Below are 11,344 nucleotides of genomic sequence, written 5' to 3'. Positions count from 1 at the left end.
GTTTGGGGTGCTCACCGCACAGGCGGCACTCGGACTTCCCCAGCCCGGCACTGTGTCCTGACACCCTTGCCGCACGCGGCGAACGCCAGGTCCTTGTCCATGCAAACCCGCACTTCCGACAGCTGCGGTCCGCTACAAATCACCGCAATGCCATCAGGCGCGATGCCTGGATTGTTTTGGCGGAACAGCCGGATGATCTCCTCGGCTTCAAAATAGTACGAGGAATTGAACGGTTGCAGCTGTGGTGGGATTTTCACTGCCCCCAGGGCTTTGTCGGCAACCTCCAGGTAGCCCATGGCGCCGAGGCCGCTGCAAGTACCATGCTTGGACCACTCATGCGCCATCAACTTGCGGGTAGGAAACAAGGTCAGGCCCTTCTTCTGCTCCTCTCTCGTCAAAGGCACCTGAGGCGCACAGGATTGCGGCCAGCCGCCCTTGGTGTATTGCGGCCAGAGGCCATGGAGTACAAAGCCGTAGCCTTTACCGGAGCACTGTGCGTCATTCTGGTGAGTCAGGCAGAACGTCGGTGACCAGGACAGCGCCAGCAGGTAGTAATCGAACACTCCGGCCACGGATTGCGCCCGTGCATTGCCAGATTCGCGGGCATTGCCCACTCCCATGCAGCCCAGTGTCAATACGATCAGCACGGCCACGGCAAGACGTTGTTTCATTGACCCACTCCTTGGGGCGATTGTGCGAAGACGGGATGATCCGGCGATGACCGTTTCAATTTGGTGTTTCAACTCTCTGGAGGGTTGTTTTTTTACAAGCAAACCTCGCCGGGGGCTATCTAAATTGCGTAACGCCCCATAACGTAGATCGCCTTTGACTTTTAAGTGCCCGTCGCCCATGAGCAAACCGATCCGCCCCCATGACGAACAGCCCCTGAGCAGACCCGACACCGTCAGCCTGCGCGAGGCCTTCTGGTTCTGGCTCAAGCTGGGCTTCATCAGTTTCGGCGGCCCGGCGGGGCAGATCTCGATCATGCACCAGGAGTTGGTGGAGCGCCGACGCTGGATTTCCGAGCGACGATTCCTGCATGCCCTTAATTACTGCATGTTGCTGCCGGGGCCAGAGGCCCAGCAACTGGCGACGTACCTGGGCTGGCTGATGCACCGAAGCTGGGGCGGGGTGATTGCCGGGGCGCTGTTCGTGCTGCCCTCGCTGTTCATCCTCATCGCGTTGTCCTGGCTGTACGTCGCCTTTGGCGAGGTGCCGATAGTGGCGGGCATTTTCTATGGCATCAAGCCGGCCGTGACAGCAATCGTGGCGCATGCAGCCCACCGGATCGGCTCCCGCGCACTGAAGAACAATTGGTTGTGGGCGATCGCCGCGGCATCGTTCACCGCGATATTCGCCTTTGATCTCCCCTTCCCTCTGATCGTCCTGGGTGCGGCTGTCATCGGTTATTTCGGTGGCCGCTGGGCACCGGGGAAATTCAGCCTGGGCGGTCACGACTCCCAGCACCAATCCTTCGGCCCCGCATTGATCGACGACGATACGCCGCCCCCGGAACACGCCCGGTTCAGCGCCGCCAGGTTGACCCGTCTGGCCGTCATCGGTGCCCTGCTATGGCTATTGCCGATGGGCCTGCTGACCGCCGTGTTTGGCTGGGGCGGCACGCTTACGCAAATGGCCTGGTTCTTTACCAAGGCCGCGTTGTTGACCTTCGGCGGCGCCTACGCGGTTTTGCCCTACGTGTACCAAGGGGCCGTCGGACACTTCGGCTGGCTGACGCCGACACAAATGATCGACGGCCTGGCCTTGGGCGAAACCACTCCCGGGCCGCTGATCATGGTCGTGGCCTTTGTCGGTTTCGTCGGCGGTTATGTGATGCAGGTGTTCGGTCCCGAACAGGCCTTTCTCGCCGGGGCCGTCGCCGCCACGCTGGTGACCTGGTTCACGTTCCTGCCTTCGTTCCTGTTCATCCTGGCCGGCGGCCCGCTAGTGGAATCGACGCACAACACGCTGAAATTCACCGCGCCGCTGACGGCGATTACCGCAGCGGTGGTCGGGGTGATCCTCAACCTGGCGTGCTTCTTCGGTTACCACGTGCTCTGGCCCAACGGTTTTGCAGGTGCCCTGGACTGGCCGTCGGCAATCATCGCCCTCTTGGCGGCCATTGCGCTGTTTCGCTACAAGCGCGGGGTGATCCAGGTGTTGCTGGCGTGCGGTCTGGCCGGGCTGGCGGTGCATTTGCTGCGCTAGACCAGGCGTTTGCTCAGGTACGTCGCCGAGGCCGGACACAAGGTCTTGAACTGGGCCGTCGCCCTGATCGGAGCGGGCGCCAACGAGCGATCCTGCACCTGATAGCCCTGGTCGGTAAAAAACGCGGTGGCGCTGTCGGTCAACAGGTGCAGCCGTTCTGCCCCCTCACGTTTCGCAAACGCTTCGATAGCGGCCAGCACCGCCGCACCAGTGCCCTTTCCCCGTTGCCCCTCAAGGACAACCAGCGAACGCAGCAACCGGTCGGCGCCCTCCCCCTCGATGCCACCAAACGCCACATCAACGCCTTGTTGGCTGAAGCTGAAGAACTGTCGACCGGGATACGTCAGGTCATCCACGGGTAGACCGGCCTGGGCGAGCGCATCGCGCAATGGTCCCAGGTCGTTATTGCTCAAAGCTGTCATTCGCATGGTTGATGCTCGCTGCAGTGTCCTGCCCTGATCATCGGGCACGCCCGAATTTGGTTACAACTCACCGGGTGCATCGGGGGATGGGGTTCAATAGGATTGCTCGAAAGTAAGCCACTGGCGTACATTAGCAATGATTTTTATTGAAACTCCAATTTTTACCCGTCGGGTCAAAGAACTGATGGATGACGATGATTTCGCTGTCCTACAGAAAATACTGGTCTGCAATCCTTCCGCTGGTGATGTCATGGAAGCCACCGGAGGGATCCGAAAGATTCGTATCGCAGCCAAAGGCCATGGCAAACGGGGTGGGGCCAGGGTGATCTACTACCACTTCGTCCATGCTTCGCGGATCGCATTACTGATGATATATCCGAACAATGAACAGCAAGACTTGACCGTCGATCAACGCAAAGCATTGAAATTGATTGTCGAGCACTGGAGATAACCATGAGCAAATTTTTCGATGAGCTGATGGAAAGCGTACAACAGATGGATGAAATCGTCCGAGGCGAACGCCAGCCGTCACGGGAGTTCATCGTCGATGCGTTGCAGGTGAAGGAAATACGCAAGGCTACCGGCCTGACCCAAGCCAAGTTCGCAGCACTGATCGATGTCCAACTGGGCACGCTTCGCAACTGGGAGCAGGGACGACGCGAGCCTACCGGCCCCGCTAAAGCACTGCTGCGGGCGATTCATAATGATCCGAAACACGTGATCAGCGCCCTAGCCGTTTAAGCATTGCCGAAATGAACAGAACCTCTCAAGCACTGCTTCCATGGGCGAAGGTGCTCGCTCCCGACACCACCCCATGACCCAGCGCAAATGAACACCCCGCCCCATCAGCTAAGCTCAACCTATCATCACGACAGGGAATCGACATGAGCAAGGCAGACGAGCTAGCGGCCAAACTGCGGAGAACCCAGCAAACCCGCGCCGATACCGACAACTGCGCCGACCTGGCGATCGAGCATTGGCCCGCCCAGGTCTACGAACTGTACCGCCAGATCGAAATCTGGCTGGCGCCGGTGTGCGAGGCTGGCCTGGACATTCGGCGCAATCCCACCCACGTATTTGAAAGTCATTCCAGCGGTTCGACGTATAACTACGCCATCGATCAACTGGTGATCGAAGGCAATCATCACCGCATTTCATTCGATCCGATTGCGCGTTTTTCTCCCCAGGGAGAAGGATGCATCGAGGTCCATATGAAGGGACAGGAGCACTGCATCGTGCGCACACTCGGCGAGCATGGGGAATCGCTATGGCATCTCCAGCCGCTTCGGTTGACCGGGCAACAACCTGACCCAGTGACACTGGACGAGGACGCCCTGCTCTCCCTGATAGAGGAAGGTCTCGGGCTATAACGCCAATGGGCGACCTTAAGGTCGCCCATTGTTGACGGGTTTACGCCCGCGTGGATTCGCCTTCACGGGCACGCTTTTCCCGTATTCATCCCACCACGCCGTCAGCGCCTCCATCGTCGGCCCGAGCCCACGGGCCTTTTGCGTGATCTCGTATTCAACCCGCGGCGGTACTTCGGCGAAGACAGTGCGCGACACCAGGCCATCCCTCTCCAGTTCACGAAGCTGCGCCGTCAGCATGTGTTGAGTAACGCCGGGAATGGCCTTGCGCAGCTCCCCGAAGCGATAGATCCGCTGATGCAGCAACCACATGATTTCCAGCTTCCACTTGCCCGAGAGCAACGCAAACGCACGGCGCATTTCCTCGTGCATGTTGACCTCGGCATTTTCATTAGCCTGGTTTTCCATACTAACCATCACTTTTTCATCCTTCTTGCGGGCTTTCATGTTAGGCGACATTCTCGCTCTATGTCGATTCAACCCAGCCCACTCAGGAAAATACTCATGATTGAACACTCCCTCTATTGGATCAGTACGACGGCGCTGGCCCTGCTTTACCTGGCGTCCGCAACGCTATACGTCACCAAGAAGGCATGGGTAAGCCAAGCGCTGGCCGACCTCGGTTACCCCAGCTACCTGGTACCGATGCTCACCGTCCTGAAAATCCTCGGAGTAGTTGCCATTCTGTCGCGCACAAGCGTAGCGCTCAGCGACCTGGCCTATGCAGGCATGCTCTATCATTTGCTGCTGTCGGCGTCCGCGCACCTGAGTGTGCGCAAACCGCGCGGCGCCCTTCCGGCGGCAATAGGCATTCTGTTGCTGATCGCCTCCTTCCTGACCCAGAACACTGTCCGCGAAGTGCCGTCGCCCTATGCTCCTGGCGCGGCGCAGCACCAGGTCCTCCCCGACTGACGGACTTTGCCTCAACCCATCGTGCTATAGGGCGTTGCGTGCGAAGTCGATGAAGACTCCCGAACCGCTGACCGAGCGGCCAGCGCAGTAAGGACAGCGGCAACGCCCAGCACGGCCGCACTGGTTTCGAAGGTCGCACGATAGCCACTCAGATCAAACAGAACACCGCCCACTGTCGCGCCCGCCGCGATGGCGAGCTGGACGATCGCCACCATCAAGCCACCCCCGGCTTCGGCATCGTCCGGTAGCGTACGCGCCAGCCAGGTCCACCAGCCTACGGGAGCCGCGGTGGCCACCAGGCCCCAGAGGCCGAGCAACAGGGCCGTGATCGTCACTGAACCGCCGAACCAAACAAGGGCAATGGCGATGACGGCCATCAACAGGGGAATGACGACGAGCGTCCGATACAGACCGTTTTTCAGGAATGCGCCGATCAGGAATGTTCCCAGGAAGCCTGCCACCCCGATCACCAGCAACAGGATGGAAAGCATGGACACACTCACCTGTGTCACCGTTTCAAGGAACGGTCGCAGATACGTGAACAGCATGAACTGGCCCATGAAAAATGTGCTGACCGCCAGCATGCCCAGCGCGACCGGAGCCCGGGTCATCAACCTGAAGACATTGGTACTGCCCTGCTTCGCCTGCGAAGGCATGGCCGGCAGGCGTAACAGCAGCCAGACCAGAGCGACGGCAGCAACGGGCACGATGCAGAAAAACGCGCCACGCCAACCGATGATCGCCCCAAGGAAGCTGCCCAGCGGCGCAGCAATCACGGTTGCCAGGGCATTGCCACCATTGACGACGGCCAGTGCCTGCGGAACCTGGTCGTCCGGCACCAACCGCATGGCCGTGGCCGCCGACAGCGACCAGAAGCCACCAATCGCAACACCGATCAACGCGCGCGCCACCATGAATGTGGCGTAGTTGGGCGCCAGTGCGGCCACCGTTCCAGAAACGATCATCAACAGGGTCAATCCTGACAGTAACCACTTACGGTCGACCCGGGCGGCAATCGAAGCAATGAACAGACTGGTGATCAGGGCAAAGGCACCAGAGATGGCAATGCCTTGGCCGGCCTGCCCTTCGCTGACCTGCAGAGCAGCCGCGACCGGCGTCAGCAGGCTGACTGGCATGAACTCCGAAGCAACGAGCACGAACGCGGCAAGGGCCATGGCAAATACTGCGCCCCAGGCGGGCTGGCCTTGTGGCAATGAGTTATCGGTCATTGGGAGAAAATCCTGTGTTTCTTGTGTGGTAGCGAGCCTGCTCGCGATGACGAGGGCACAACCGACATCACCGTCTCAGGCAGGCTGCTTTCGCAAGCAGTTGGCGAGCGGTCCGGCGGCTGTCTTCAGCCGGCCAAGGTCGCGTTATCGATCACGAAGCGATACTGGACGTCGCCCTTGAGCATGCGCTCGTAGGACTCGTTGATCTGGTCGGCGCGCACCAACTCAATGTCGGCGACAATGCCGTGTTGCGCGCAAAAATCGAGCATCTCCTGGGTCTCGGGGATGCCGCCGATCATCGACCCCGCAAGGGTGCGTCGCTTCATGATCAGGTTGAAGACATTCGGCGAAGGATGCGCAGTGGCCGGGGCGCCCACCAGGGTCATCGTGCCGTCACGCTTGAGCAACACCAGCAACGCGTCGAGATCGTGAGGAGCCGCCACGGTGTTCAGGATGAGATCGAAGCTCTTGGTGTGCGCGGCCATTTCTTCGACATTGCGCGACACGACAACTTCGTCAGCCCCCAACTGTTTGGCCGCCTCGCGCTTGGACTCGGAAGTGGTGAACGCCACGACATGAGCGCCCATCGCATGAGCAATCTTGATGCCCATGTGACCTAGCCCACCGATGCCGACCACACCGATCTTCTTGCCCGGCCCTGCGTTCCAATGGCGCAGCGGCGAATAGGTGGTGATGCCGGCGCAGAGCAGTGGCGCAACGGCGGCCAGTTGCTCTTCGGGGTGACGAATGCGCAACACATAGCGCTCATGCACCACGATATTTTGCGAATAGCCCCCCAGCGTCCAGCCGGGCTCATCCGGGGTCGGAAAATTGTAGGTCCCGATCATCCCGTCACAGTAGTTTTCCAGGCCGCTGTCGCAGTCGTCGCAGTGCTTGCAACTGTCGACGATGCAGCCGACGCCGACCAGGTCGCCGGTCTTGAAGCCGGACACGTGGGCGCCGACCGCCGCTACCCGGCCGACGATCTCGTGGCCCGGCACGCAAGGGAATTGGGTACCCGCCCACTCGGCACGCACCTGGTGCAGGTCCGAATGGCAGATGCCACAGAACGCGATATCGATCTGGACGTCGTGCGCGCCCGGCGTGCGACGAGTGATCTGCAGGGGTTCAAGGGGCTTGTCGCCCGCGTGGGCGCCATAGGCTTGTACACGCATCATAAGACTCCATGCTGGATTGAGTGAGGTTCCATCTTCAGGGCCCAGCCTGGCCGACCAGTAGCGCATTACGCTGAGATGCTTGCCTGATCCTATGAGTTCTTCCATCGCGCGTAGGCAGCGCTTCGTTTGGCAGGTTAATGTTCTGCCTATTGCGCTTGAACCGAGATGACACCCGGACCCGACATGGCCACCCAACGCAGACCCGTACAAGAGACACTGGCGGCCATCATTGGCGCTCGGACCCCACACCCGGGCGACGTTGAAACGCCCATCGCCGGCCTCGCCTTCTTTCGACGGGAAGCGCCGGCCGCACCGGTCATTTGCATGATCGAACCGAGCATCGTGCTGGTGGCCCAGGGCGTGAAGCAGGTATGGATCGGTGGCGAGGCCTATGGCTACGACCCCGGACGATTCCTCATGACCTCCCTGGACATCCCGGCCAATTCCGAAGTGCTGCAGGCAAGCGCGGAACAGCCCTGCCTGGGTCTGGTCCTGAGACTCGACCTGCGCATGGTGGCCGATCTGATCGCCCAGGGCGGCCTGTCGCCGCCCCGTGATCGAGCGGTGGGGATCGGCGCAGGGATCGGCACCGCGACGCCTGACCTGCTGGCGCCGTTCGCACGCCTGCTGGCGTTGCTGGATGAACCCGAAGCGATTCCCATACTGGCACCGCTGATCCAGCGTGAGATTCACTACCGACTGTTGCTCAGCGACCAGGCGGCCCGGCTGCGGCAGATTTCCTCGGTCGATAGCCAGGGTTACCGGATCGCCAAGGCTATCGACTGGTTGAAATTGAACTACACCGAGCCCGTGCGCGTAGACGACCTCGCGGCGCGGGTGCAAATGAGCACGCCGACGTTTCACCACCACTTCCGTCAGCTCACGGCGATGAGCCCGCTGCAATACCAGAAGTGGCTGCGGTTGAACGAAGCCAAGCGCCTGATGCTCAACGAGCATGTGGACGTGGCGAGTGCAGCCTACAAAGTGGGCTATGAAAGCCCTTCCCAGTTCAGCCGCGAATACGCCCGTTTGTTTGGCCTGTCGCCCAAACGGGACATCGCCGCGTTGCGCGAGCCAGCCAAGGCTGTTTGATTCATCAGTGGGAGCAAAGCTTGCTCGCGATGCAGGCACCTTGGCCTTCGGGAGACCGCGTCGGCTTCATCGCGGGCAAGCCTTGCTCCCACAGAGCTGTGCCTTCTGCGCCAACGCCACACACTTCAACGCCAGGATCATCGTCGGGTCAACAAGCGCCACCGTGTGCCCATTGATATCGAACGCCTCGCAATGCTCCAGTACCAGCGGCAACTCTGTACACCCCAGGATCAATACCCCCGCCCCCAACTCGCACAGGTGCTCAGCCGCCAGCAACAATTGCTCCCTGCAGAGCCCTTGCGTGAAGCCAGCCTTGATACCGCGCGGTCCGTAGATGGCGTCCATGACCATCGCCTGATAGTCGACACCTGGCGTGAGCACCTGGAGCCCGGCGTGGCGCGCCGCCTGATGATAGACCTGGCTCTGCACCGTACCGGAAGTCGCCAGCAGGCCAATCGCCTTGCCCGAACCGTACTTGTGCACAATCCACTCCACCGTCTCGGTCAGCATGTTGACGATGGGTACCCTCAGGTGCGGCTGGATGCGCTCGACGAAGGCGTGGGCGGTGTTGCAAGGAATCGCGATGGCGTTGGCACCCGCGCTTTCAAGGCGCTTGCAGGTGGCGTACATCGCCATTGTCGGATCGGTTTCATCCCGTAGCAGGTTCGCCGTCCGGTCCGGTATCTGCGGGTTTTGCTCGACCACCATCTTGATGTGATCCTGGTCCTTTCCCGCTGGTGTATTGGCCACTACCTTGGCCATGAAATCTACCGTAGCGGCAGGACCGACACCGCCGACGATGCCCAATTTGAACGGCGGGCGCCTGGGCTGCTGCTGATCCAGCGTCGCGAAATCGGCGTAGATCTCGTTGATGTCCAGCACGGTAATTCCGCGGCGCTGCAAGTCGGCACAGACCAGGGAAAGCTCGGTCATGCCGGGCAGGATCACCGTCGCCCCCTGGGCCTGCAACGAGAGGCATGCCTGGTAGACCGCTTCAAGCGGCATGCCTTCGAGATGGCCGTCCTTGATGCCGTTGACGCCGTACATCGCCTCCATCAATCCTGCTTGAGCTTCTGGGTCGGGATAAACAATCTGGAAGTGCTGCCCAAAATGTTGTTCGAACAATCCGCAGTGGCGCACGAAGTCGGAGGCAATCACCCCCAACGTCGTCCGGGGCAGCACCGTTTGGCTGACGTACCGGGTCAAGGCGGCCATCATGTCCAGCACGGGAATGCCCAATTCCTCCTCGATTTCAGCGCGAAAGGTATGGCTGGCGAAGCATGGGAGCATCACCGCATCGAAGCCACTTTCCTCGAACGACTTGCACACCTGGAACACATAAAACTTGCGCGACGTCATGCTCGCCCCCTGGTCCAGTGGCAGCAGCACATCCTTGAACGGGTGCTGCTCGAACAGGAAGTGATAGCGGCCCTGGTCCTCGAGCACCGCCCGGGACTTGATCAACTTGTAGAACAGATCGCCTCCGGCCAGTGAGCCAAGCCCACCGACGATGCCCAACTTGCGCACAACAGAGGCCTTATGGCTCGACTTCACTTTAGCCTTCATGACCCTCTCCTCAAGCCACCGGCACCGGCTCGGATCGCGACCGAACGGGGGAATGTGCCCTTTCGTCCTCGGCGGCTTCTTCGTGTGGTTCGGACTTGGCGACCACCGCCGTCGCGATGCTGTTACCCACCACGTTGGTGGCCGTGCGGGCCATGTCGAGGAACTGGTCGATACCGATGATCAACAGCAGCCCCGCCTCGGGAAGATTGAACATCGGCAACGTGGCCGCGACCACGACCACCGAGGCCCGCGCGACACCGGCCATGCCCTTGCTAGTGATCATCAACGTCAGAAGAATCAGAATCTGCTGCGTGAAACTCAAATCAATGTTGTAGGCCTGGGCGATGAACAGGATGGCGAACGCCTGGTACATCATGGAGCCGTCGAGGTTGAACGAGTAACCCAGGGGCAACACGAAGCTGGACACCCGTTTTGGCGCACCGAACTTCTCCAGCGCCTCAATGGTTTTCGGGTAGGCGGACTCGCTGCTGGCGGTGGAAAAGGCCAGGAGAATCGGTTCGCGAATAAGCTTGCCGAGCTGGAAAACAGAGCGACCGAGAAACAGGTAGCCGGCGCCGAACAGCAGCGCCCAGAGGATCAGGATCCCCAGGTAGAACTCGGCAATCAGCTTGCCGTAATCCACCAGCAAGCCAAGCCCCTGAGTGGTAATGGCCGAGGCGATGGCGGCAAAAACCCCGATCGGCGCGAAGGCCATGACGTAGTCGGTGATCTTGAACATCACCTTCGCCAGCTCTTCGATGGAATCGGTGATCCGGGTGTAGCCCGCCCGTTTCACGCCCGCCAGCGCAAAGCCGAAGAACAGCGAGAACACCACGATCTGCAGGATCTCGTTGTTGGCCATCGCTTCGGCAATGCTGCGCGGAAACACGTGGCCGATAAACGCCTTGAGGCTGAAGTCGCCGGTGTTGACTGGCACCGCAGCGGTTGCGTGCTGGGCCACGTCCATATTCAGCCCGGCACCGGGTTGAAACAGGTTGACCAAGCCCATTCCGATCAGCAGCGATACCACCGAAGCGGTAACGAACCAGGCCATCGCCCGAGCACCAATCCTGCCTACGGAACGGGAATTACCCATGCTGGCGATACCACCGACCAGCGTCGCAAAGACCAGCGGCGCGATGATCATCTTGATCATGCGCAGGAAAATATCAGTGACCATCGAGAAGTAACTGGCGATCTCTTTGGCACTTTGCTCGCTCCCTGCGAAATGGTGACACGCCCAACCCACCAGCACGCCCAGGGCGATACCCATTGCAATTCGACGTGGGAGCTTATTCTTCTTCACGGTGCTGTCCTCAAGTAGTTATTGGAGTTTTTTACTTGGCAGGGATCAAGTGGATGTACCGATA

At 60.3% G+C, this 11,344-nt stretch carries 13 protein-coding genes; 6 read left to right on the top strand and 7 right to left on the bottom strand.

Annotation, left to right across the window (positions count from 1 at the left end):
• Positions 1 to 11: 11 nt before the first annotated feature.
• Complete coding sequence (locus DTP52_RS02105) at positions 12 to 671, bottom strand: ribonuclease T2 (RefSeq protein ID WP_109751621.1); 660 nt, start codon at positions 669 to 671, stop codon at positions 12 to 14.
• A 178-nt stretch (positions 672 to 849) separates the two neighbouring features.
• On the opposite strand from DTP52_RS02105, the gene chrA reads away from it, so the two are divergent.
• A complete protein-coding gene (gene chrA / locus DTP52_RS02100) occupies positions 850 to 2,208 on the top strand; it encodes a chromate efflux transporter (protein WP_109751620.1) in 1,359 nt (452 codons plus the stop codon).
• On the opposite strand, the gene arsN2 is transcribed toward chrA, so the two are convergent.
• Positions 2,205 to 2,636 (bottom strand): arsenic resistance N-acetyltransferase ArsN2, encoded by a 432-nt coding sequence (gene arsN2 / locus DTP52_RS02095; RefSeq protein ID WP_109751619.1) that lies wholly within the window; start codon positions 2,634 to 2,636, stop codon positions 2,205 to 2,207. The two genes, chrA and arsN2, sit on opposite strands and share 4 nt — an antisense overlap.
• 130 nt (positions 2,637 to 2,766) lie before the next feature.
• Between arsN2 and DTP52_RS02090 the strand changes: the two genes are divergently transcribed.
• The 3 genes from DTP52_RS02090 (at position 2,767) to DTP52_RS02080 (ending at position 4,000) form a co-directional block, all read left to right on the top strand.
• Positions 2,767 to 3,081 carry a type II toxin-antitoxin system RelE/ParE family toxin gene (locus DTP52_RS02090; protein ID WP_109751618.1) on the top strand — a complete coding sequence of 105 codons (315 nt, stop codon included), beginning with the start codon at positions 2,767 to 2,769 and terminating at the stop codon, positions 3,079 to 3,081.
• 2 nt (positions 3,082 to 3,083) lie between these two features.
• Positions 3,084 to 3,371, top strand: coding sequence for a DNA-binding transcriptional regulator (locus DTP52_RS02085; RefSeq protein WP_058545613.1), 288 nt, complete (start codon positions 3,084 to 3,086; stop codon positions 3,369 to 3,371).
• Positions 3,372 to 3,514: 143 nt separating this feature from the next.
• A complete protein-coding gene (locus tag DTP52_RS02080) occupies positions 3,515 to 4,000 on the top strand; it encodes a hypothetical protein (RefSeq protein WP_109751617.1) in 486 nt (161 codons plus the stop codon).
• A gap of 15 nt (positions 4,001 to 4,015) precedes the next feature.
• Here the strand turns inward: DTP52_RS02080 and DTP52_RS02075 are convergent, their stop codons facing one another.
• Positions 4,016 to 4,414 (bottom strand): helix-turn-helix domain-containing protein, encoded by a 399-nt coding sequence (locus tag DTP52_RS02075; RefSeq protein WP_218278347.1) that lies wholly within the window; start codon positions 4,412 to 4,414, stop codon positions 4,016 to 4,018.
• Positions 4,415 to 4,501: 87 nt separating this feature from the next.
• Here DTP52_RS02075 and DTP52_RS02070 point away from each other — a divergent pair, with 87 nt between their 5' ends.
• Positions 4,502 to 4,909 (top strand): DoxX family protein, encoded by a 408-nt coding sequence (locus DTP52_RS02070; RefSeq protein ID WP_109751616.1) that lies wholly within the window; start codon positions 4,502 to 4,504, stop codon positions 4,907 to 4,909.
• An 11-nt stretch (positions 4,910 to 4,920) separates the two neighbouring features.
• Here DTP52_RS02070 and DTP52_RS02065 read toward each other — a convergent pair whose 3' ends face one another.
• The gene (locus DTP52_RS02065) at positions 4,921 to 6,138 is read right to left on the bottom strand and encodes an MFS transporter (protein WP_109751615.1); all 1,218 of its coding nucleotides are present in this window, start codon (positions 6,136 to 6,138) and stop codon (positions 4,921 to 4,923) included.
• Between the two features lie 125 nt (positions 6,139 to 6,263).
• Positions 6,264 to 7,313 (bottom strand): NAD(P)-dependent alcohol dehydrogenase, encoded by a 1,050-nt coding sequence (locus DTP52_RS02060; protein WP_109751614.1) that lies wholly within the window; start codon positions 7,311 to 7,313, stop codon positions 6,264 to 6,266.
• Between the two features lie 186 nt (positions 7,314 to 7,499).
• Here DTP52_RS02060 and DTP52_RS02055 point away from each other — a divergent pair, with 186 nt between their 5' ends.
• Positions 7,500 to 8,408, top strand: a complete 909-nt coding sequence (locus tag DTP52_RS02055; RefSeq protein WP_109751613.1) for an AraC family transcriptional regulator — start codon at positions 7,500 to 7,502, stop codon at positions 8,406 to 8,408.
• A gap of 66 nt (positions 8,409 to 8,474) precedes the next feature.
• Here DTP52_RS02055 and DTP52_RS02045 read toward each other — a convergent pair whose 3' ends face one another.
• Complete coding sequence (locus DTP52_RS02045; RefSeq protein WP_109751612.1) at positions 8,475 to 9,974, bottom strand: amino acid racemase; 1,500 nt, start codon at positions 9,972 to 9,974, stop codon at positions 8,475 to 8,477.
• 10 nt (positions 9,975 to 9,984) lie between these two features.
• Positions 9,985 to 11,280, bottom strand: a complete 1,296-nt coding sequence (locus DTP52_RS02040; RefSeq protein ID WP_109751611.1) for a dicarboxylate/amino acid:cation symporter — start codon at positions 11,278 to 11,280, stop codon at positions 9,985 to 9,987.
• Positions 11,281 to 11,344: the final 64 nt, after the last annotated feature.

Source organism: Pseudomonas sp. 43mfcvi1.1, assembly GCF_900115935.1.
GTDB lineage: Bacteria > Pseudomonadota > Gammaproteobacteria > Pseudomonadales > Pseudomonadaceae > Aquipseudomonas > Aquipseudomonas bijieensis.
The sequence above is the reverse complement of the archived record's forward strand: the minus strand, read 5'-3'. Positions and strand labels throughout refer to the sequence as shown.